We start from the raw sequence: 23,803 nt of genomic DNA, 5'->3' as shown, positions 1-23,803 counted from the left end.
GTAGGAAAATTAAAAAAGTTCCTTGGCAATTGCCTTTATATTATCTGATTTTCCCATGGAATAGTAGTGTAACACGGGTACTCCGGACTCCTTTAATTCTTTTGATTGCTGAATTGCCCACTCCACACCAACTTGTCGTACTTCTTGGTTGGTTTTACAGGCCTCTACGGCATCTATAAGATCTTGTGGTATGTCCACTCTAAAAACTTGGGGCAACAATTGTAAATGTCTTTTAACCGCTATTGGTTTGATTCCAGGAATAATCGGCACTTCAATACCCATTTCGCGGGCAGCCTTAACAAAGGCAAAGAATTTTTGATTGTCAAAAAACATCTGGGTCACCACATAATCCGCTCCCAAATCCACTTTTTCCTTCAAACGTTTTAAATCGGATTGCAAAGAGGGTGCTTCCATATGCTTTTCGGGGTAACCTGCCACACCTATGCAGAAGTCTCCACAATCATTGGATTCAATGGAATCGTGCAAATAGTTTCCTTGGTTCACATCATAAATCTGTTTTACCAATTCGGAAGCATATTGGTGCCCGCCCTTGGTAGGCATAAAATATTTTTCCTCTTTACGGGCATCACCACGAAGCGCCATCACGTTCTCTATCTCTAAATATTGACAGTCCACCAACAAATATTCGGTTTCCTCCTTGGTAAACCCACCACACAGCACATGTGGAACCGTATCCACATCGTATTTATGTTTCAATGAAGCACATATACCTAAGGTACCGGGACGCGTTCGTGTCAACTTTTTGTCCAGCAAGCCATTTTTCTCTTTGTACACATACTCTTCTCTGGAGGTGGTCACATCTATAAAGGGTGGCTTGAACTCCATTAAAGGGTCAATATTTTTATAGAGTTCTTGAATACTCTTCCCTTTTACGGGTGGAACGATTTCAAAACTGAAAAGCGTTTCTCCGTTTGCTTTATTTATGTGGTCGGTAATTTTCATTTTACGGTTATCCGTTAATCGTTATTAGTTGATGGTAAAAATTAATTAAACTGAGATAATTCTTAACTATCAACAATATTAGGTGCCAGCCACTTTTGGGCCTCTTCCAGTTTTATATTTTTTCGTTCAGCAAAATCCTGAACCTGATCTTGTTTAATTTTTCCCAATCCAAAATATTTGGCTTCGGGATGTCCAAAATAGTAGCCACTTACACTGGCAGCCGGCCACATGGCCAAACTATCGGTCAATTTCACGCCTACTTTCTCTTCCACCTCCATCATATCCCAAATTGTCAGTTTTTCCAAATGGTCGGGACAGGCTGGATAGCCCGGTGCAGGTCGAATACCTCGGTATTTTTCTTTAATCAGAGCGTCGTTATCTAAATTCTCATCCACTGCATAGCCCCAATGTTTGGTCCGAACCTCCTTGTGCAAATATTCAGCAAAAGCTTCAGCCAACCTATCTGCCAGCGCTTTGATCATAATGGAATTGTAATCATCGTGATTCTTTTCAAACTCGGTGGCCAATTCTTGGGTTCCAAATCCTGTGCTCACACAAAAACAACCTATATAATCCTGAATTCCCGAATCTTTTGGGGCGATAAAATCTGCCAATGCAATATTGGGAACCCCTTCGCGCTTTTTTAATTGTTGACGCAGCGTTCTAAAGACAAAGGTTTCACCATCCTTGTCTACTTCAATATCATCTTCATCAATTTGATTGGCTGGAAATAACCCAAAGATAGCTTTGCCTTTCAACAGTTTCTCGTCCAAAACTTGTTTTAAAAGTTCTTTGGCATCCTTAAAAAGCTCCTTGGCCTGTTCCCCTACCACCTCATCGTTCAAAATATCAGGATATTTTCCATGGAGATCCCAACTTCGGAAGAATGGAGACCAATCGATGAATTCCTCCAATTTAGTCAAATCGAAATCTTCCAACACTTGAACACCCAATTGGTTCGGTTTTTTAATATCTGATGGATTCCATTCGATTTGCAATTTGTTTTTTCGAGCATCTTCCAACGTCAAATATTCCTTGTGCTTGGAACGATTCAAAAACTTATCGCGAAAACTCTCGTAATCCAGTTTGATGGATTTTTTATACTTCACCGAAGTCTCCTCCTGAAGCAAATCACCCACCACGGTTACGGCTCTGGAAGCATCGTTCACATGCACCACAGAATGACTGTATTGCGGGTCGATTTTTACAGCAGTGTGAGCTTTACTGGTTGTTGCGCCACCAATCAAAAGGGGCACTTCAAAGTTTTGGCGTTCCATTTCCTTGGCCAAGAACACCATTTCGTCCAAAGATGGGGTGATCAAGCCACTCAACCCAATAATATCCACTTGCTCTTCCTTGGCCTTATTGATGATTTTTTCTGGAGGTACCATCACCCCCATATCTACAATCTCGTAATTATTACAGGCCAGCACCACACTCACAATATTCTTTCCAATATCGTGCACATCGCCTTTAACCGTAGCCATCAAAATTTTACCTGCTGCTTTGGCATCTTTATCTTTTGAAGCTTCAATGTAAGGGGTTAGGTAGGCCACAGCCTTTTTCATTACCCTAGCAGACTTTACCACCTGTGGCAAGAACATTTTTCCACTACCGAACAAATCACCAACCACGTTCATACCTGTCATCAAGTTGCCCTCGATGACTTCCAAAGGTTTGGTTGCTTGCTGACGAGCTTCTTCTACATCTTCAACTATATATTGATCTATTCCCTTGACCAAGGCACGGGTAATCCTATCTTGCAGCGGTTCTTCCCGCCAAGACAGATCTACCTTACTTTCTTTGGCTTTACCTACAACGGTTTCGGCAAACTCCAAGAGTCTTTCGGTAGCATCATCACGCCTATCCAAAAGCACATCCTCCACATATTCCAAAAGATCTTTAGGGATATCATCGTAAACCTCCAACATGGTAGGGTTCACGATGCCTATATTCATTCCGGCTTTTATGGCATGGAACAAAAAGGCAGAATTAATAGCCTCACGAACAGGATTGTTGCCCCGAAAAGAAAACGATACATTGCTCACCCCTCCACTAACACTGCAATAGGGCAAGTTTTCCCTAACCCAACGAGTGGCCTCAATAAAGTCGACGGCATTTTTCTTGTGCTCTTCCATTCCTGTGGCCACGGGAAAAATATTGAGATCGAAAATGATGTCTTCCGGTGGGAAATCGACCTTGTTGACCAACACATCATAGGATCGTTTGGCAATTTCAATTCGTCGTTCAAAATTATCTGCCTGTCCAACTTCGTCAAAAGCCATCACGATTACAGCTGCTCCATAACGTTTTATCAACTTGGCGTGGCGGATAAATTCTTCTTCTCCTTCTTTTAGACTAATGGAGTTTACTACACATTTTCCTTGTACCACTTGCAGACCCGCTTCGATGATTTCCCATTTGGAACTATCGATCATAATGGGAACGCGGGCAATATCTGGCTCAGAAACTATCAGATTCAGGAATCTGACCATGGCTTCCTTTCCATCGATCAGACCATCATCCATGTTAATATCTATAATCTGGGCACCACCTTCCACTTGATCACGCGCAACATCTAAGGCTTCGTCGTACTTTTCTTCCTTTATCAACCGTAAAAAACGCTTGGAACCTGCCACATTGGTCCGTTCTCCCACATTGATAAAATTACTGTCGGGAGTTACCACCAATGGTTCAAGGCCACTCAGGCGTAAAAAGCGTTGTTCGTTGTTCGTTGTTCGTTGTTCGTTTATTTCCATCGCTATATTTCCAACAACATTAACAAATTACGGATAACGATAAAGACCTTGGCTCATAATCCTTTACTACATCTGCAATGGCCTTGATATGTTCCGGAGTGGTTCCACAACATCCACCTACGATATTTACCAACCCTTTTTCTACGTATTCTTTTATTTGTGCGGCCATTTGCTCTGGTGTTTCATCGTATTCACCAAAGGCATTGGGCAACCCCGCATTGGGGTGTGCAGAAACCGCAAATTCTGATTTGGCGGAAACCACCTCTAAATGAGGTACCAATTGTTTGGCTCCCAGCGCGCAGTTGAACCCTACCGATAAAATCGGGATATGTGAAATGGAAATTAAAAAGGCTTCGGCGGTCTGACCGGACAATGTTCTGCCCGAAGCATCGGTAATGGTACCGCTGACCATCACGGGAACTTCTATATTCCGCTCATCTTTTACTTCCTCAATGGCAAAAAGAGCTGCCTTGGCATTCAGTGTATCAAAAATGGTTTCCACCAGTAAAATATCCACACCGCCATCGAGCAGCGCCTCAACTTGTTGTTTGTATGCAATTCGAAGTTCATCAAAGGATATGGCACGAAATCCTGGGTCGTTTACATCGGGCGACATACTGGCTGTCTTATTGGTCGGGCCAATACTTCCCGCTACAAACCTTGGTTTGTTTGGGTTTTTATCAGTGAATTCATCGGCCACTTCCTTTGCAAGCTTGGCCGATTCATAATTGAGTTCGTATACCAATTCTTCCATACCATAATCTGCCATGGCTATGGTTGTTCCCGAGAAGGTATTGGTTTCCAAAATATCGGCGCCAGCTTGTAAAAAGCTGCGATGTACTTCTTTTACCGCCTCTGGCTGAGTCAACGAAAGTAGATCGTTGTTACCCTGCAGATCACTTGGCCAATCTTTGAAACGTTCGCCCCTAAAATCCTCTTCCTTGAATTTATAGCGCTGCAGCATGGTGCCCATGGCTCCATCCAACACTAAAATCCGCTTCTTCAGTATATCTTTAATTTTTTCCATAGTATAATTACCTTCAAAAAAGGATGTAGTGAAATCAAGAAAAGTACGGAAAAATACGGTGTTGTATTTCTTTCGTTATCCTTCCCCCTTCAGGTTGATCTTCCAAAAGGTCTTGAAATGAATTCAAGACAGGGGTAGAATGTAGCACCTTCTCGAGGTCGAGGGTTGCTAAGGCTTCACAGGGTCCAATCCCTCCACCTTTCTTGATAACACTTTCAATTTATAAATGAACTGAACTACAAAGAAACGGCTCTCCTCATTGAAAAGCAAAAAAAGCCCCTGAATATTTAGAAAACATACCATTAAAAAACGGGCTGATCGAACAACCCGTTCCTTTTTTAATCACGTTATGTTAATTTACAGCAGCATTCCCCCGGATACTTCTATACGCTGCCCATTGATCCATTTGGCTTCTTCGGTGCATAAAAATGCAACCACACCTCCAACATCGTCCGGGACTCCTACTCGACCCAATGCCGTAATATTGGTTATGGCCGTTCTTTTTCCTTCATCATTTTTATTGGATCCACCACCAAAATCGGTCTCAATGGCCCCAGGTGCAACCACATTTGCCCTTATTCTTCGGCCTGCCAATTCTTTCGCCTGGTATCTTGTTAAGGTCTCAACTGCTGCTTTCAAGGAACCGTACACTGAAAATCCGGGAAATGAAAAACGGGTCAATCCACTCGAAATGTTTACAATAGCACCTCCATCTGATAGTATGGGCAACAATTTTTGGGTTAGAAAAAAGACTCCTTTAAAGTGGACATTCACCAAAACATCGAACTGATCTTCGGTAGTCTCGAGTATAGGAGTATTGATTCCTATTCCTGCATTATTTATTAAAAAATTAATCGTTGATGCTTCAAAATAGCTGTTCAACACTCTTTTTGTTTCACCCACAAAGGCATCAAAATTTTGATTGTCCGCCACATCCAGCTGGAGTGCATATGCTTTTTGACCATTTTTTTCAATTTGGTTTACCGTTTTATCAGCTTCTTTTTTATTGCTATGGTATGTCAACAGAACATGGAATCCTTTTTTGGACAATTTGATGGCCATATCCTCGCCAAGTCCGCGGCTTCCTCCTGTTACCAATGCTATTTTTGCTTTGTTCATTTTACTTGATTTTTGATTATGAACAAAAGTAACCCCAACAGCCGAAGTTTGCTTGCGAGTATCAAACTGTTATTTGTAAAAATCAAACTTTGAGGGCCGACCTAAATTTTAAAGGGGAAAGTTGTGCGTGTTTTTTAAAAAAGTTGGAAAAATGTGCTACTTCTTCAAACCCAAGACTAAATGCGATTTCAGAAATGGTCCAATCGGTGTTATTGAGCAAGATCTTGGCTTCCTCAAAAATTCTGGAATGAATAATAGTGGTAGTGGTGAGGCCTGTGGTCTCCTTTAAAACCTTGTTTAAATGATTGGCGTGCACGGCCAATTGTGCGGCATAATCGTTGGCCGTTTTCAGCATCAATCGTTGAACCCTCGAATTTATAGGAAACTGTCGCTCGAGCAATTCAACAAACATATCCGTAATGCGGGTAGAGGCATTATGACTGTTTTCTGTTGGGAGTTTTGGTTGGAGTTTTTGCCCTATGTGCAGCAATTCAATAATATAGGCACGAATCAAATCGAATTTAAAGGGATAATCGGAAGACAATTCGCTATCCATTTTTTGAAAAAGCAGTTCCAAGTCGGCGTATTCTTGATTGGAAATTGTTAGGATAGGATAACTTCCCGGTTGAAATAACGGGAACTTTTCTAAAATAACCCCACTCTTATCTTTAGATAAAAAATTTTCGGTGAAGACACAAAAATACCCCGCCTGTTCCCCTTCCTTTGGCAGATAGTGATATGGGATTTTGGGCGATGCGAACAACAGCGCCTTATCATTTATTTGAATCACCTTATCGGCATATTCCGCCGTGTTCTTACCACTGATCAAGCTTATTTTAAAATAAGAACGGCGATCATATCGCATTTCCCCCTTGTTCAACTTTGTGCGGTACTCGGTAATATTGAACACATTAAAATGTCCAATATCCTTGCCGATACCCTCGGGAATGGGCAATTGGAGTTTTCCATAAAAGTCCTCAAGCGTGAACATTTCGACCTTTTTTTTGTAAAATTCAAATATAACCTAAAAACAAAAACACCCTCCAAAACTGCTTCTGAAAGGGTGCCCCTGCTTCTAAAAACTAAATTATCTAGTTGATACTCTGTACCACTTCTTTTTTGGCTTCTTTTTTGGTACCATCAAATCCTTGAACACCACCCACCGTGGTATACTTCATTACAAATCGCTTATCTGGATTAATGATTTGATAGGCAAATTGGCACATCACGGCAGCTTCGTGGAAGCCCGACAAAATCAATTTAAGTTTCCCAGGATAGGTATTTACATCGCCAATGGCAAATACGCCGGGAATATTGGTCTGGTAATCTTTTGCATTGTTTACTTTGATGGCATTCTTTTCGATTTCCAATCCCCAGTTACCGATAGGCCCCAGTTTTGGCGACAATCCAAAAAGCGGGATAAAATAATCGGTTTCTACGTAAGCATCTTCCTTTGCTTGATCATTATATTTTATTACAACGGCATGCAATTCGTCCTTCCCATGAATTTCTTTTACCTCAGCTTCGGTATATAGTCGAATCTTGCCCAATTTGGCCAACTCCCGCGCTTTTTCCACCGAATCCAGAGCCCCACGGAATTCGTTTCTACGGTGTACCAAAGATACCTCGGAGGCTACATCGGCCAGAAATATGGCCCAGTCCAAAGCTGAATCACCACCACCAGAAATCACTACTTTTTTATCACGGAATTGCTCTGGGTCCTTAATCATGTACTCCACACCCTTACTTTCGAACAATCCGATATTGGCGATCAAAGGTTTTCTAGGTTCAAAAGAACCTAGCCCTCCTGCAATCACCACCACTGGAGCGTGGTGTAGGGTACCTTTACTTGTAGTTACGATAAAAGAACCATCCTCTTGCTTCTCCAAAGTTTCAGCTCGCTCACCCAACGTAAAACCAGGCTCGAACGGCTTTATTTGCTCCATAAGATTATCCACCAAGGTACCCGCCAAAATTTCTGGATAGGCTGGAATATCGTAAATCGGTTTTTTAGGATAGATCTCGGAACATTGGCCTCCCGGTTGTGCCAATGCATCAATTAAATGACATTTTAGCTTTAACAATCCTGCTTCAAAAACAGTGAACAAACCCGTTGGTCCCGCCCCGATTATAATGATATCTGTTTTGATCATACTACTACTTTTTAATTCGTCCTTAAAGCCCCTTCGACTCAGCTCTGGGTCCTAAAGTGCTGACAATTTTTACTAAACTTTTTCTTGCAATTTTTCTCCCTTAATTTGATACTCTTCTTGAATATCCAATATTTTTTGACGGTGATTCACCACTTCTCCAATCACAATGATCGCTGGATTGGATAACTGCTGCCCCCTTGCCTTGTTCTCAATAGAGGCAACAGTTGCTATTCCAACCCTTTCGTGATTTGTTGTGCCATTTTGGATAATGGCCACTGGTGTATTTTCTTTTCCTTCTTTTTTGAAGAGTTCCATAATCTCCCCCAGTTTGGACATCCCCATAAGTATGATGACCGTGGCGTTGGATTTTGCGGCCAAAGCCACATCATTGGACAGTTTATGTTCTTTGGTTGTTCCTGTAATGACCCAAAAGCTTTCGGCGGCGCCTCTCTTGGTCACAGGAATATGTTGTGATGCCGGTACGGATACCGAAGATGATATTCCCGGCACACCTGCAACCTCGATTCCATACTGAGCGGCATGTTCCATTTCTTCTGCCCCACGGCCAAAAACAAATGGGTCACCTCCTTTTAACCGCACCACATGCAGCCCTAGGTTTGCTCGTTGCACGATCAAATCATTGATTTGCTCTTGTTGATAAGCATAACATCCTTTGCGCTTTCCCACAAATATTTGCTCGGCCTGATCGGTATACTCCAATAACTCCGTCGACACCAATGCATCATACAACACAACGTCTGCACTTTGCAAGGCTTTGACACCTTTTAGGGTAATCAACTCCACATCTCCCGGGCCTGCGCCAACTACGGTCAACTTTCCTTTACGCATGTTCCAATTCCAATTTTCTGAACGTTTCCAAACGTTGCAGCACTGTTTTGGCATCTTCCAGATAGCTTTTTGCAAATGCTTCGGATGGTTCGTTCTTGTTCAATTGAAGGGCCACTTTATCAAAACCTCCCTCAAAGGCTATTTTTCCAGTTTCCACATACAGCCTATCAAAATCCTTGATGATGCTCGCATGGGTATTGGTCTTTACTTTTTCGGCCGTCAACAATGCCTTCGCAGAATTCACAATGGATTGGTAGGAGTAATAAATACTTGCCGCCCATTTTCTTTCTTTGATGGCCTCTTCGGCATTTTCAATCTTCTCTTGGCTTTCAAAGAACAATGTGGCCACAAGGTCAACAATGACTCCCGCACATTCCCCGATTCCAATCTCCTTTTTATATTTTTCCTCGTTGCCCCAATCGATAAAATCGTCTTGGGTCAAATTATCCACATCCGTCAACGGTTTAAGGAAATCATAGAAATAATGTTGTCCTTTATCTTCATAATAATCGGTAAAAGAAGTTCCATTTCCGTTGGCTTCGAAGTCATCCAAAATAAGACGCAAAGCCTGCGGCCCTCTTTTACTTGGAATCTTAGCGACTTTGTCGGCAAATCTTGCTTTTCCATCACCATAATTTCCTCCGCCCAATAAAACTTGAAGTGCGGGTGCCACCAATTTATCCTTGGTTCTAACGGACATGCCTTGAAACCCAATATGTGCCATGTTATGCTGACCACAAGCGTTCATACATCCACTGATCTTGATAACCACATCCGGATTTTTGATGTATTGGGGATATTCAGCTTTGATTACCCTTTCCAACTCATCGGCAATTCCCGTGCTACTGGCAATACCCAAATTACAGGTATCGGTTCCCGGACACGCGGTGATATCCAGTGCTTTGTTATAGCCAGCTTCGGCAAAGCCAAGTTTATTCAATTCTTGGTAAAAGAATGGCACCAATTCCTCTTTTACATATGGAACCAATATGTTTTGTCTTAGGGACAAACGAATCTCCCCTGCTGCATAATTCTGCACCAATCTGGCCAGTTTACGTGCCTTATCCGTGTAGAAATCTCCCAATAGCACTTTAATCCCAATAGCCACATAACCTTCTTGTTTTTGAGGCACCAAGTTGGTGGATTTCCACTCTTCAAACGCATTTTGGTTTTCAATTATAACTTCTGGAGTATCAACTTCAGCAATTTTTACTTTTGGATAATCTTCAAAATTGATGGGGTAGGTTTGGTGTGGAACTGCGGTTTGTTCTTCTTCCAGCAATTGTTTAAAACCATCCAGACCGATATCCTTCAGCAAAAATTTCATCCGGGCTTTTGCTCTACTTTTTCGCTCTCCGTATCTATCGAACACACGGATTACACCTTCCATCAACGGAATAATTTTATCCGTAGGCAAAAAGCTGTAGAGTTCATCGGCATGGCGTGGTTGAGAACCCAATCCGCCTGCCAACATGACTTTGAACCCTCTTTCACCATCTTTTTCTTTGGCGATAAAACCAAGGTCGTGCATATAGGAAAGTCCGGTGTCGGCATCACTGGCAGAAAAAGAAACTTTGAATTTTCTTCCCATTTCCTGCCCAATAGGGTTTCTCAAGAAATATTCGAATACTGCTTGGGCGTAGGGGGAAACATCAAAAGGTTCATCTACATCGATTCCTGCAGTTTCACTAGCGGTTACGTTGCGAACGGTATTTCCACAAGCTTCTCGAATGGTTACTTCATCCTTCTCCAGTTGCGCCCAAAGCTCCGGAGTGCGTTCCAAGTCCACATAATGAATCTGGATATCTTGACGAGTAGTGATATGCAATCGTCCTCTGGAGTACTCATCGGAAACATCTGCAATCCGCAACAACTGATTTGAGGTCACCTTTCCGTAAGGCAACTTAATCCGGATCATTTGTACCCCAGGCTGGCGTTGACCATAAATACCTCGAGCCAACCGAAGGCTTCGGAATTTTTCCTCGTCAATATTGCCTCCATTGAACTGATTGATTTTTTTCTCCAAATCAATGATGTCCTTTTCCACTACCGGGTTTTCTATTTCTGTTCTAAAGCTTTGCATCTCCTATTTATCCTATCTTTTTTGTAGATTTATATTAAAAAAATATACTTCTTCTTTCCTTGGGCAAGAAGATGTTATTCAATAAACCCTACCCCTGCTGTATTATTTGTTCGGCTATCGATTAAAATAAATGAGCCATTTGTGCGGTGATTTTTGAACTTATCATAAAAAATGGGTTTGTTGAGCCTGAAGCGTACTTTGGCAATGTCGTTCATTTGCAAAGCAGAAACATTTTCCTCTATCCCTGAATAGTCCGGATTGATTTTATGCTCTATGGCATCCACTTTGGCCAGCACTTTATTTACCCCATGTTGTAGTACATATTTTCCTCCGGGAATAAAACTGGTACCATCCATCCACGATATGGTTGCGGTTAATTGCTTGTTCACGGTAGGCAAGTCACCCACCTTGACCAGCATATCGCCCCTGCTAACATTTACCTCATCTTCCAAAGTAATGGTTACTGAAGAGCGTCGTGGCGCAGTTTGGTACTTTTTATCATAAAAATAAATATCCTTTATTGTAGAACGAGTCATGGATGGCAACACTATTACTTCGTCCCCAACACTGAGTTCTCCACCATACACTTTCCCGGCAAATCCACGGAAATCGTGGAAATCGTCTGTTTTTGGACGGATTACATATTGTACAGGAAAACGAGGTGTACCTGTATTATAAATATCTTTTTGGTCCAGTTCTTCCAAGTGTTCCAACAGAGTTTGGCCTTTGTACCAAGACATATGCTCTGAACGATTTACCACATTATCCCCTTTTAATGCGCTGACTGGGATAAAGGTGATGGTCTGGTCTTGATATTCCCGTTTTTTCATCAACTCCTCAAAGTCAGCTTTGATGTTGTTGTACCTCTCCTCTGAGAAATCTACCAGGTCCATTTTGTTTATGGCCACTATCACGTCTTTTATCCTTAATAGGTTATTGATAAAAAAGTGGCGATGTGTTTGCTCGATCACCCCTTTACGTGCATCAATTAAAATAATGGATGCTTGGGATGTTGATGCTCCTGTAACCATATTGCGTGTGTATTCGACATGCCCAGGTGTATCGGCAATAATATAACTCTTGGATGGTGTTGAAAAGTAAATATGGGCCACATCGATAGTGATTCCCTGCTCCCTCTCGGCTACCAATCCATCGGTTGCCAGTGAAAAATCGAGATAATCGTACCCTTTTTGTTTGCTGGTACGTTCTATGGCCTCTAATTTATCGTCGGTCATGGATTTTGTGTCGTACAACAATCTTCCGATCAAGGTACTTTTACCATCGTCCACACTACCTGCTGTTGCTAATTTTAAAACTTCCATTTGTTGCTTCTTAAAAGTATCCTTGTTGTTTTCGTTTTTCCATGGCTGCTTCGGAACGTTTGTCATCAATCCGAGCGCCCCGTTCAGAAATTCTGGAGTCCCTGATTTCGGCTACTACCTTATCAATGGTATCGGCATATGATTCCACTGCGGCCGTACAGCTCATATCGCCAACGGTTCTAAAGCGGACCATTCGCTCCTCCACTTGTTCGTCTTCTGCACGAAAAACGACTTCGTCTTCCGCGGACCAAATCAATCCATCACGCAAGAAGGTATTTCGCTTATGGGCAAAATAGATTGATGGTATCTCGATGTTCTCCTTTTGGATGTAGCTCCAAACGTCCAACTCTGTCCAGTTGCTTATTGGAAATACCCGTACATTCTGACCTATTTCGATTTCTCCGTTAAGCATATCGAACAGTTCTGGACGTTGATTCTTTTCGTCCCACTGACCAAAATCGTCTCGAACCGAAAAAATACGCTCCTTGGCCCGTGCCTTTTCTTCATCTCTTCTTGCTCCACCAATACAGGCATCGAACTTAAACTCCTCGATTGCATCCAACAAAGTTGTGGTCTGGAGCATATTCCTACTGGCGTACTTACCAGTTTCCTCCACTACTTTTCCTTCATCAATGGAATCTTGGACATTGCGAACTATAAGTTCCACTCCAAGTTCTTCTACTAACTTATCCCTGAACTCAATGGTTTCGGGAAAGTTGTGCCCTGTATCTATATGCATTAATGGGAAGGGAATTTTGGCAGGCCAAAACGCTTTTTGTGCCAAACGCACCAACGTTATCGAGTCTTTTCCTCCGGAGAACAGTAGTACAGGTTTTTCAAACTGTGCCGCTACCTCCCTAATAATGTAAATTGCTTCATGTTCCAAAGCGTTTGCGCTTGGTCTTTCGTCACCTATCAAAGTGTCTGATTTTTTAATTGGTTCTGTTAGTGTGCTCAAGGCTATGTGTTTTTATCAAATTACCTTCTACCATAGGTAAGGCAATAGTTTATATTATTTAGGTATGCAAACCACATTCTCGGTTTTCCAATACTTTTGTCGGGTCAAAATATTTATGCTCGTTGGGCAGTCCATGTTCTTGTAAATAAGTATCTAACTGGGTATCGCTCCAATGATAAAAAGGACTCACCTTTAAAACTCCATCTTTGCTCAAACTCAACACATCCAAAGAATCTCTATGTGCAGTTTGACCTTTACGAAGATTGGTGAACCAAACATCGGGTCTATGTTCTTCCATAGCTCTTCTGAACGGCTCCAACTTTACCTGCTCCGTAAATATGGCATGCTTTGGATCGTCTATATGTGGAATCCCCATTACAGCATCTCGATGGGATGATGTTTGTTTTGGAACATATAATTTAATGTTCAATTCCAATCTTGAAATTAACTCTTCTGCATGTTTATAGGTTTGAGGGGTATTGTAGCCCGTGTCGCACCATATTACAGGTATGGAGTTATCTACTTTTGTTGTTGCATGCAGGATGGCAACCTCGTAAGGTCTAAAGTTCGTAGTTACAACGGGAGTTTTACCGTGCTGTATTGCCCAAGAAATGATTTCTTCTGGAGAAATACCCTTAAACTGTTTATTTAAATTCTGGATTTCTTGTTGGTTCAATGCCATAACATTTTTTATTTACCCCATTTGATGGAGTTCCAAATTCTTTCATGAAAAAAGTACAGTATCATTTTGGTAACGAGCTCCACCAAACCTATTGAAAAGGCCAAACTCAAGGTACCGGTAACCAACCACGATATAATAATGGTGTCCAAAGTCCCTACAACTCTCCAGCTAATGGATTTTGCAATACTTCTTTTTGGACTCTCTGAAGTTATATCCTTTGAGTAGGTATTTTGTTCCTTTCCGCTTTTAACTATCAATTGGTCAGTAATCATGCTAATTATTTTTTACCCTATCGATTTAATAGGGTTTTCAAAAGTAAAATTATTTTTCGTAACGAAACACAAAATTTATACTAAATTTAGTTTTACCCTATAGTTTTAGTAGATTATTGAAGATGTGATAATAAAAATGAACAGAATTGAACCTATTCAACTATATTTTTTGAATTTTAAAGTAAATCTGCCAGGGTATTGTTTCGGTAAACGTCCAAAGCACTATCCCTTACCTGAAGCATTAACTTGTGCACGGAACATTCGTCTTCATTAGGACAGTCTTCACATTTTTCGTAGAAATTGAGGCTAACACATGGAACCATGGCTATAGGACCTTCCAGCACCCTCATTACAGTAGTCATTGGAATATCCTTGGGTTCTTTTATAAGGTAGTATCCCCCTCCCTTTCCTTTTTTGGAACCTAAAAATCCGTTCCTTCGAAGAGTCAACAAAATACTTTCCAGAAATTTTTGGGAAATATTTTCATGCTTGGCAATTTCAGCAATCTGCACCGGCTGTCTATCATCTACTTTTGCAAGATAGGTAAGTGCTTTTAGTCCGTATTTTGTCTTCTTGGAGAGCATCGTACGAATATAACGAAATTAAACAATCCGTTCCCTAGAAGAATACTATCAAAAAAACCTTACCCCAAGGCCTGTTCAATATCCGAAATAATATCATCAATATGTTCAAGGCCTACGGATACCCGCACCATGCCATCCGATATACCAACGGCATTACGTTCTTCGGTGGTAAGCTTGCTGTGCGTTGTTGAAGCAGGGTGGGTCACTATACTTCGCGAATCGCCCAAGTTGGCCGAAAGGGACAACAATCGAATCCCATTAAAGAATTCCCTGCCTGCTTCCAGACCGCCCTTGACCCCGAAAGCAACAACACACCCGCCTGCTCTCATTTGCTTTTTGGCAATTTCGTGGTTGGGGTGTGATTTTAAAAAAGGGTATTTGACCCATTCAATTTTTTTATGACCTTCGAGATAGGTGGCCAATTTCAGAGCATTCTCACAATGTCGATCAACCCGAACAGCCAAGGTTTCCAAGCTTCGTGACAATACCCAAGCATTGAAGGGAGACAATGCTGGCCCTGTAATCCTTGAAAACCGATATACTTTGTCCATCAGGTCACCATTACCTACGGTGATTCCGGCCAGTACCCTGCCCTGCCCGTCCATTAACTTGGTCCCGGAGTGGATGACCAAGTCGGCCCCGAACTTTATGGGTTGCTGTAAATATGGGGTCGCAAAACAATTGTCCACAATAAATATAAGTCCATGTGCTTTGGCGATCTTTCCCAAAACGGCCAGATCTAAAACATCCACCCCAGGATTGGTCGGGGTTTCCGCATATAGGATTTTTGTATTAGGTTTGATCAACCCTTCGATTTGAGATACATCGTTGGCATCAAAATAACTGGTTTCGATATTCCATTTTGGGAAAAACTGGGTAAACAAACTATGCGTAGATCCAAAAATACTCTTGGAAGATATAATATGATCACCGGCATTTAACAAGGCTGCCAAGGTGGAAAAAACGGCCGACATACCCGAAGCATAGGCGAAGCCGCTTTCCGCCCCCTCCATTTGGCAAACTTTTTCAATCAATTCCGATGAATTGGGATTGGAATATCTGGAGTAAATATTCCGTTCCTTTTCTTCGGCAAAAGAGGCCCGCATATCCTCTGCATCTTCAAAAACAAAGCTGGAGGTCATATAAATGGGACTGGAATGCTCCAAATTTTGACTACGCTCTATTTGGGTGCGAATCGCTTCTGTTTCAAATTTTTTCATCTTTATCCCTTTTTATTTTGTGGCTTCGACTACTTTGTTCAAACCCTTCCATGACAATCAAATGTGACTTCGACTACGCTCAGTCACCAAAAACATTCTAACTTGGGTAGCTGAGCGGAGTCGAAGCTACTTCATTTTTCTTCTTTATAATATTTAAAGTTCGTTTCGTTTTTACATTCAGATAAATAAGGCAAAACCTCAAACTCGCCATTAATAAGAGCTTCTTTCTTTGGTCGTGACCACCCTTGAATTTGCTTTTCACGTTCAAAAGCCATTGCAATACTCAAATACTCTTCAGCATACAATAATTTAACAGGCAATCTTTTCTTGGTGTGATTGGCTCCTTTTCCATCTTGATGCTCTCGCAAACGCTTGTCTAAATCAACAGTGCTTCCGGTGTAATAGCTACCATCCGAACATTGTAATATATATATGTAACCTTTCACGAGCAAACTATTGTGTCTTCGACTAGGTTCAGACACCTAATTATACATTCTATTTTAAGTAAACACCTCACTCAGTTACCCAATTAAATTAAAAACTGGTAGTTGATCTTAGTCAAAACTACACCATCAAAACCCTAAACGAACAAACTATTGTGACTTCGACTACGCTCAGCCAACAGAGATTTTAAAGCACAGTAGTTGAGCGTATTCGAAGTTATATCTTTTCCGCTATTCTTAAAATATCGCCAAATACACCTCTTGCCGTAACAGCAGCTCCTGCTCCCGCTCCTTGAATCACAAGTGGGTGCTCTCCGTAAGACTCCGTATAAATTTCAATGATCGAATCGGAGCCCTTTACCTGGCCCAATGCACTCTCTTTGGGCACAGAGACGAGTTTTACATCCAGGACTCCTTTGTCCTGTTGTAAATCTCCATGCAAATCCCCAACATATCGCAATACATGGCCTTGTTTCTGGTCCTTCTTTATCTTTTCAAAAACAGTGTCCATCTTTTCAATTTGTTCCATAAAATTCTTAAAATCCAAGACTTCAAGCTCTTTTGGAATTAAATTTTGCACTTCAATATCCGCGAACTCGTTCTGAAGGTCCAACTCTCTGGCCAAAATCAAAAGTTTTCTTCCTACATCGTTCCCGGACAGGTCTTCCCTAGGATCAGGTTCTGTAAAACCATTTTCCATAGCTTCCTTTACAATTTCGGAAAAAGTGACATCTTTCTCGGAAAATGTATTAAAAATATAACTCAACGACCCTGAAAACACCCCCTTAATCCGAGTAATATTCTCACCGGAAAGATGCAGTAGTTTAATTGTATCGATAAGTGGAAGCCCTGCACCCACATTGGTTTCGTACAGGTATTGTTTTTGATTTTGATCTAAACACTTTCGTATGGATTTATATTGATCAAAGCTCAAGGTATTTGCAATCTTGTTGGATGACACCAGATCAAAACCATGCTCGATCAAGGTTTCATATTTTTCCACAAATGTTTTGCTTGCGGTATTATCAACTGCAATCAAATTCTCTAAATGATGTTTTTTGGCAAAAGTGATTATATCTTCGGCAAAATAAGGCTGTCCCTCAGTTTCCAAACGCTCTTTCCAATCGGCACCAATACCCGAAGCATCCAATAGTACTTTTGTTGAATTGGACACTGCAAATATTTTTAAATCGATACTTTTTCTGTCCTCGATCGTATTTTTTGAATCCAAAATCTGATGGATCAGTGTTCCCCCCACATTACCATGACCGAACAAAGCCAAGTTAATCTTCTTTGCGATACCAAAAATTTGCCCATGAATCACGTTTATGGCTTTGTGCAGATCGGTTTTCTTCATCACCATGCTCACATTTTTTCCTGTCACCGTGTTGTTGAACAGCAAGGGTGTGATTTGGTTTTTGACCAAGGCATTGAAGGGTTTATGAAAACTGCTCAAGTCCATACCCACAATGGAAATGACGGAAACATCCTTCACCACGGATATTTTATTGATATCCTGTGATGAATAGTCCGTCTCAAATTCCTGATCGAGTACTTTCTTTGCCTTATCCGCCTTGGAGACATCCACTACCAAACCAATACCTCTCTCTGATGATCCTTGGGAAACAATTCCAACGGAGATATCGTTTTGGCCAAGGGCCCTGAAAATACGCATATCCACACCTACTTTACCGAGCAACCCCCTACCCTCAAGATTGATAAGGGCCATATTATCCAACACGGAAAGGGACTTTATGCCACCACGACCAGTTTTTGGACCGATCAAGGTACCCTCGTTATCATCATTGAAAGTATTGCAGATACGTAATGGGATGTTTTTTTCGATCAAGGGGATAATCGTCTTTGCATGCAAAATGGTGGCACCAAAATTGGCGAGTTCATTGGCCTCACTGTAAGAAATCATATCGATCAATCTGGCATCTTTCACCAAATCGGGATTGGCGGTAAAAATACCATCAACATGGGTATAATTGATCAACTCGCTTGCATCCAAAAAATTGGCCAACAGAGCTGCGGAATAATTTGTTCCATTTCTTCCCAAAGTAGTGGTTGCACCATTCTTATTGGAGGCTATAAACCCGGTTACCACGGGTACGGTGTCCGAATCCAGCTCATGGAAATATCGTAGCACATTTTCTTTGGACAGCCCTTCATCTACCTCGGCATTGCTAAAACTATCGTCGGTTTTTATGAGTTGTCTGGAGTCGAGCAATGTAGCCTTTACCCCATTTGCCTGCAAGGCAGCAGTAACATATTTTCCAGATATCAATTCACCGAAGGACAGTACTTCATCCTTGGTTTTTAGACTGTAATCACCTGTTAATGTTACCCCGCTCAATATTTTTTCGATTGCGGACAGTTCTTCGGTTATGTCCACACCATCAAAATTATTTTTTTGGTATTCGGCAAACTTCTTCAAATCTTTTTGGAAGTCTTCCCCATTGACCGCTTTTTCCAATAGGTTCTCCAATTGGTCCGTTGCCTTACCGCGCGCAGAAACTACTACTGCAAAATGTTCTTGCTCATCATATCTTTTACCGATAATATTCAAAACACGTTCAATTCCTTCGCCGTTTGCCAAAGATTTTCCACCAAATTTTAAAATTTTGATGCGTTCTGTACTCTTCTGAAATACGGTGGACAACAATTTCTCCAATTGTTCAAACTCCATCAAAAAGGCATCGTGCCCATGTACGGATTGTACTTCGCCATAAGTAACATTGGTATTGGCCTGTGCCAATCGCTTAAATGTTTCCTTATTTTCTTCGGCAGTAAAGAACAAATCGGAGTTTACCCCGATTATGTGGATTTTGGTATCGCTTTCCTGCAAGGCGTTAAATGCTTCCTCTCCATCTCTGGTTATATCGATGGATTTGAGCAATTGGTTCATTAATTTATAGGCAGAAAGCTGAAAACGCTCTTGTAACTTTTTGCCGTGATGCATCAACCAAGATTCTACATTAAATATTTGAAGCTCTTCGTTGGTACTTCTTTTAAACCTTTCTTTAAATGATTCCGGGGTACGGTAGCACAACATCGCATGCATACGTGCATCGTGCACCGGTTGTTTGGAGTTGACCAAAAATTGCTCCTGAATCTGACAATTGGCAATCAACCAATCCGTGGATTTCCAATCGGAGGCCACAGGGATCAAATGCTCGGTTATCTTTGGGTCAATAGCAGTCATTTCCCATGCAATTCCTCCTCCCAACGAGCCTCCGATTATGGCAAACAATTTTTCGATTTCCAAGGCCCGAAGTCCCCATAAAAATATTCTGGCAATATCCCCGGCAACAAAGTCCTTATAGTTTTCAATAATAAAACCATCAAAACCATTTCCCGGTATGTTAAATGACAGAATGGTGTACTTTTTTGTATCGATACATTTTCCATCCCCGATCAAATCGGACCACCAGCCATCTTCTCCGGCAACGTTCGAATTACCTGTCAAGGCATGGTTCACAAGAATGATCGGTGCCGAATGCAATGGCTTTCCGAACAACTGATACGACAGTTCAATTTCTTGTGTATGACCGGATAAGGTCGTGTATTCCTTTATCTCTATTTTATGCAACATGCGTGCTTACCAATTTCAAAATGTTTAACCAATAGCTGCAAAACCAGCTTCCAAATCGTTTTTTAAATCTTCAATGTCTTCCAGACCTACAGAAAGTCTGATCAAATCTTGAGTAACGCCCGCGCTTGCCTGTTGCTCCTCATCCAATTGTTGGTGCGTTGTACTTGCCGGGTGAATTATAAGCGACTTTGTATCACCAATATTAGCAAGCAAAGAGAATACTTTGGTCGCATCGGTTAGTTTTTTTGCCGCTTCGAACCCTCCTTTTACTCCAAATGTTACAATTCCGCTTTGTCCTTTTGGCAAATATTCCTGTGCCAAATCGTAATACTTGTTTCCCTTAAGCCCTGGATAGTTTACCCATGCTACTTCTTCCCTGCTTTGTAGCCACTCCGCCAACTCCAGTGCATTTGCACTGTGCTGCTTAATACGAACCGGCAAAGTTTCCAATCCTTGTAAAATTTGAAAAGCATTGAAAGGGCTCAAAGCTCCACCAAAATCTCGTAATCCTTCTAAAATTAACTTAAAAGTGAAAGCCGCCGCGCCCAAAGTTTCGTGATACACCAAGCCGTGATACCCTGCAGATGGCTCTGTAAATTCCGGAAATTTACCATTGCTCCAATCAAAAGTGCCGGCATCAATTATAGCTCCTCCAAGCGATGTTCCCTGACCTCCAATATATTTGGTCAAGGAATGTATCACCAAATTGGCGCCGTGCTCAATAGGATTTAAAAGTCCGGGCGTAGCTACCGTGTTATCCACAATAAATGGTACTCCTGCCGCTTTGGCCTCTTTAGAAATTCCTTTTAAATCCAACACATCCAATTTAGGATTGCCCAAAGATTCCACAAAGATTGCCCGTGTATTCTCTTGAACCGCATCCGCAAAATTTGAAGGGTCCGAAGCATCTACAAAAGTGGTAGTGATACCCAATCTTGGCAGGGTAACATTCAATAAATTATAGGTGCCCCCGTACAAACTGCTGGATGCCACAATATGGTCGCCCGCTTTTAGCAGGGTCAACAGCCCTGTAGAAATTGCAGCAGTACCAGATGCAAATACAACGGCACCTACCCCTCCCTCTGCAGCGGCCAATCTATCTTGCAGTACCTGGTTGGTTGGATTATTCAGTCTTGTATAAATAAAACCCAATTCCGACAATGAAAATAGATTCGCGGCATGGTCCGTGTCGTTAAAGACATAGGATGTTGACTGATAAATAGGCACTGCCCTTGTTCCTGCGGTCTGTGTGGTATCGTGACCTGCGTGTAATACGTTTGTTGCAAATTTTTGATCGCTCATGACTTTTGTTTTTTTTTAAATTTTTTAAACGAAAAATTAAAAAGTCAAACGCTTAGCCCTTGGGCGTAAGAAAATCAAAAAGTTATAAGAAAATGAAATCGAAAATGGTCGATTGTCGTTATCTATACCCAATCGGGATAGAATGTAGCACCTTCTCGACACTGGGGGCCAAGGGTTGCTAAGGCTTCAAAGGGTCTATTCCCTCCACCTTTCTTGATAACTAATCAATACTTGTTTGAACTTCGAACAACAAATATACTGATGGAAAATTTGATTTTCCTAATCTTTTGGAAAAAATTAATCCTTCACATGTGTTGTCCGAAGCTCCAAGTCATTTTACTTCAATACCGTAAACTCGATATTGGAGTCGGTAAATACAGTATGGGTCTGCGTTTTAAAATCGGATTCGTCTGCCTTAAAAATATTGTCCACATAGGTCTGCGGGTTCAAATCGATAAGCGGGAACCACGTGCTCTGTACCTGAATTTGCAATTTGTGCCCTTTTTTGATCGTGTGGAACACATCTTGAAGCTTGATATCCACATCTGTTTTTTGATTTGGGGTAAATGGTTCGGGGTCTGAAAAGCTATTTCTAAATCGACCACGAAGCACCTCGCTCCTTACCATTAAATGGTAATTGCTCATTTTAAGATGGTCTTGCATTTCTTCATTTGTCTCGGTATCCGCTGGGTGTACATCGATAACCTTTACGATCCAATCTGCTGCTGTACCGGTGGTGGCCACCTTTAATTTTGCCAAAATATCCCCGGCCAAGGTAAGGTCTTCTTCCATCACTTCGGTCTCGAACACCAGAACATCGGAACGACGGGCAGCAAAACGTTGGTCATCGGTCATGTATTTTCTTGGCGTGAAGACTGTTTTTACGTCCTCGGAATAAGGCACGGGTTTCTTTACATTGCTCACGAAGTCTATGCCGGTTACATTTTTAGCTTCGGATGTAAGCTCTTCGTCTTCGGATAGGTACATGGTCTGTTTTTCCACATTTTGTGGTGGCCAAGTATCGTACGTTTTCCATTCTTTTCTTCCGGTATCGAACACATAAGCCTCTGGCAGACCAGAATTTTTATCTCCTTCACCTTTTAGAAAATGATTAAAGAATTTTGTTTCGATGTTTTTTTGGAAGAACAAGGATATGGAATCACCAAAGTAGTAATTGCCCACGGTATTCCGCTCTTTTGTTCTTGCCCAAGCACCGTGGTCCCATGGTCCGAAAACCATAGTATTGTAATTGTCCGTATTGTATTTTTCTATGTTCTTATACGTTTCCAATGGTCCGTAGAGGTCTTCCGCATCAAACCAACCACCAACGATCATCGTGGCCACACTGCTCTTAACATTTTTCAAATGTTGGATGAGCCCTTTGCTCTGCCACATTTCATCATAATTGGGATGTTCCTTTAACTCGTTCCAAAAGAAATCATCGGTAACACCTTCAGGGCGCATGGTCGGGGTATCTGCAGTCTCGTATTCAAAAAAGTAATCCAAGTTTTTAAGTGGCCCTGCATCCAAAAAGAATTGGTACTGGTCTTCTGTCGGCAATTTGGGAAGTGTGTACCAAGCTGTGTCGATAGGTGCGTCACCATTGGGCCTTGGCGTTCCAAACAAAGAGGTCGCCCTAAAATAGCTCAACAAATACGCTCCGTTGTGGTGGAAATCATCGAAAAAGAAATCCCCGATACAGGCTTGTGGAGAAGCCGCTTTTAGGGCTGGATGGGCATCCACAGTTGCATATGTAGCATAATACCCAGGATAAGATATACCCCAAATTCCCACGTTGCCATTGTTATTTTCCACATTGTTAACCAACCACTCAATGGTATCGTAGGTATCGGAACTTTCGTCCACTTGATCGTTGGATGTTTTGTTGGGAATGTAGGCCCTCATATTTTCGTAATGGCCTTCACTGAGCCACCTTCCGCGCACATCTTGATAAACAATGATGTTTCCTTCACGCATTAAATGTTCGTTAGGACCGATTTTGGTCTTAAAATTACCTTCTCCATAAGGTCTTGAGCTGTAAGGAGTCCGTTGCATAATAATCGGGTACTCCTTGGAGGTATCCTTGGGAGCATATATGGTAGTATGCAGTTTTACCCCATCCCGCATTTCTATATCTACCTCTTTTTTGGTGTAGTTATCGGCGACGTAGGTATCTACTGTCTTGACCTCCGTTTTAGTGGTTTTTTTGCAACCAACAGCAGACAATAGCACAAAAACACTTAGGAACACAATTCTAAACGAACTTCTCATACATTCTAATTTTGATATGCTAAATCTACTAAAGTTCGCAAGAGTATGCCAATAAAAAAGACTATCTAAGAAGTAGATTATCGTCAACCTGAACTTGATTCAGGTTCTCACTACAATTCATTTAGGATTATAGTGAGATTCTGAAATGAATTCAGAATGACGCGTTTCAATACTTCTTGGATAGTCTCCTTCCTTAAT

At 41.6% G+C, this 23,803-nt stretch carries 18 protein-coding genes and 2 riboswitches; all 18 genes read right to left on the bottom strand.

The window, feature by feature from the left end; all coding sequences use genetic code 11:
- Positions 1-9: 9 nt before the first annotated feature.
- Positions 10-963 carry a methylenetetrahydrofolate reductase [NAD(P)H] gene (metF, locus tag AB9K32_RS09055; protein WP_293296507.1) on the bottom strand — a complete coding sequence of 318 codons (954 nt, stop codon included), beginning with the start codon at positions 961-963 and terminating at the stop codon, positions 10-12.
- A 62-nt stretch (positions 964-1,025) separates the two neighbouring features.
- Positions 1,026-3,722, bottom strand: coding sequence for a methionine synthase (gene metH / locus AB9K32_RS09050; RefSeq protein ID WP_369884988.1), 2,697 nt, complete (start codon positions 3,720-3,722; stop codon positions 1,026-1,028).
- A gap of 19 nt (positions 3,723-3,741) precedes the next feature.
- Positions 3,742-4,749, bottom strand: a complete 1,008-nt coding sequence (locus AB9K32_RS09045) for a homocysteine S-methyltransferase family protein (RefSeq protein ID WP_369884987.1) — start codon at positions 4,747-4,749, stop codon at positions 3,742-3,744.
- A gap of 72 nt (positions 4,750-4,821) precedes the next feature.
- A riboswitch (SAM riboswitch) is annotated at positions 4,822-4,962 on the bottom strand.
- A gap of 144 nt (positions 4,963-5,106) precedes the next feature.
- The gene (locus tag AB9K32_RS09040; RefSeq protein ID WP_369884986.1) at positions 5,107-5,868 is read right to left on the bottom strand and encodes an SDR family NAD(P)-dependent oxidoreductase; all 762 of its coding nucleotides are present in this window, start codon (positions 5,866-5,868) and stop codon (positions 5,107-5,109) included.
- An 82-nt stretch (positions 5,869-5,950) separates the two neighbouring features.
- Complete coding sequence (locus AB9K32_RS09035) at positions 5,951-6,859, bottom strand: AraC family transcriptional regulator (RefSeq protein ID WP_224835352.1); 909 nt, start codon at positions 6,857-6,859, stop codon at positions 5,951-5,953.
- A 100-nt stretch (positions 6,860-6,959) separates the two neighbouring features.
- Positions 6,960-8,021 (bottom strand): NAD(P)/FAD-dependent oxidoreductase, encoded by a 1,062-nt coding sequence (locus AB9K32_RS09030; protein WP_369884985.1) that lies wholly within the window; start codon positions 8,019-8,021, stop codon positions 6,960-6,962.
- A 72-nt stretch (positions 8,022-8,093) separates the two neighbouring features.
- Positions 8,094-8,870: a uroporphyrinogen-III C-methyltransferase gene (gene cobA / locus AB9K32_RS09025; RefSeq protein ID WP_369884984.1), complete on the bottom strand. Its 777-nt coding sequence runs from the start codon at positions 8,868-8,870 to the stop codon at positions 8,094-8,096.
- Positions 8,863-10,953: a HEPN domain-containing protein gene (locus tag AB9K32_RS09020; protein ID WP_369884983.1), complete on the bottom strand. Its 2,091-nt coding sequence runs from the start codon at positions 10,951-10,953 to the stop codon at positions 8,863-8,865. Before AB9K32_RS09020 ends, cobA begins: the two co-directional genes overlap by 8 nt.
- 74 nt (positions 10,954-11,027) lie before the next feature.
- On the bottom strand, positions 11,028-12,275 hold the full coding sequence (locus AB9K32_RS09015; protein ID WP_369884982.1) for a sulfate adenylyltransferase subunit 1: 1,248 nt from the start codon (positions 12,273-12,275) through the stop codon (positions 11,028-11,030).
- Positions 12,276-12,285: 10 nt separating this feature from the next.
- Complete coding sequence (gene cysD / locus AB9K32_RS09010; protein WP_252081242.1) at positions 12,286-13,191, bottom strand: sulfate adenylyltransferase subunit CysD; 906 nt, start codon at positions 13,189-13,191, stop codon at positions 12,286-12,288.
- A 100-nt stretch (positions 13,192-13,291) separates the two neighbouring features.
- Positions 13,292-13,915: a phosphoadenosine phosphosulfate reductase family protein gene (locus tag AB9K32_RS09005; RefSeq protein WP_369884981.1), complete on the bottom strand. Its 624-nt coding sequence runs from the start codon at positions 13,913-13,915 to the stop codon at positions 13,292-13,294.
- A gap of 8 nt (positions 13,916-13,923) precedes the next feature.
- Complete coding sequence (locus tag AB9K32_RS09000) at positions 13,924-14,187, bottom strand: DUF2061 domain-containing protein (RefSeq protein WP_224835358.1); 264 nt, start codon at positions 14,185-14,187, stop codon at positions 13,924-13,926.
- 176 nt (positions 14,188-14,363) lie between these two features.
- Entirely contained in the window at positions 14,364-14,771 is a 408-nt protein-coding gene (locus tag AB9K32_RS08995) for an Rrf2 family transcriptional regulator (RefSeq protein WP_224835359.1), read from the bottom strand.
- Between the two features lie 59 nt (positions 14,772-14,830).
- Positions 14,831-15,991, bottom strand: coding sequence for a PLP-dependent aspartate aminotransferase family protein (locus AB9K32_RS08990; RefSeq protein WP_369884980.1), 1,161 nt, complete (start codon positions 15,989-15,991; stop codon positions 14,831-14,833).
- Positions 15,992-16,122: 131 nt separating this feature from the next.
- The gene (locus tag AB9K32_RS08985) at positions 16,123-16,437 is read right to left on the bottom strand and encodes a GIY-YIG nuclease family protein (RefSeq protein ID WP_369884979.1); all 315 of its coding nucleotides are present in this window, start codon (positions 16,435-16,437) and stop codon (positions 16,123-16,125) included.
- Between the two features lie 214 nt (positions 16,438-16,651).
- Positions 16,652-20,032 carry a bifunctional aspartate kinase/homoserine dehydrogenase I gene (gene thrA, locus AB9K32_RS08980; RefSeq protein ID WP_369884978.1) on the bottom strand — a complete coding sequence of 1,127 codons (3,381 nt, stop codon included), beginning with the start codon at positions 20,030-20,032 and terminating at the stop codon, positions 16,652-16,654.
- Between the two features lie 24 nt (positions 20,033-20,056).
- The gene (locus tag AB9K32_RS08975) at positions 20,057-21,334 is read right to left on the bottom strand and encodes an O-acetylhomoserine aminocarboxypropyltransferase/cysteine synthase family protein (RefSeq protein WP_224835363.1); all 1,278 of its coding nucleotides are present in this window, start codon (positions 21,332-21,334) and stop codon (positions 20,057-20,059) included.
- Between the two features lie 115 nt (positions 21,335-21,449).
- Positions 21,450-21,557: riboswitch (SAM riboswitch) on the bottom strand.
- A 113-nt stretch (positions 21,558-21,670) separates the two neighbouring features.
- Entirely contained in the window at positions 21,671-23,605 is a 1,935-nt protein-coding gene (locus AB9K32_RS08970) for a CocE/NonD family hydrolase (RefSeq protein WP_224835364.1), read from the bottom strand.
- Positions 23,606-23,803: the final 198 nt, after the last annotated feature.

Origin of the sequence: Allomuricauda sp. XS_ASV26 (assembly GCF_041224615.1) — a bacterium.
Taxonomy (GTDB): domain Bacteria; phylum Bacteroidota; class Bacteroidia; order Flavobacteriales; family Flavobacteriaceae; genus Flagellimonas; species Flagellimonas alginolytica.
The sequence above is the reverse complement of the archived record's forward strand: the minus strand, read 5'-3'. Positions and strand labels throughout refer to the sequence as shown.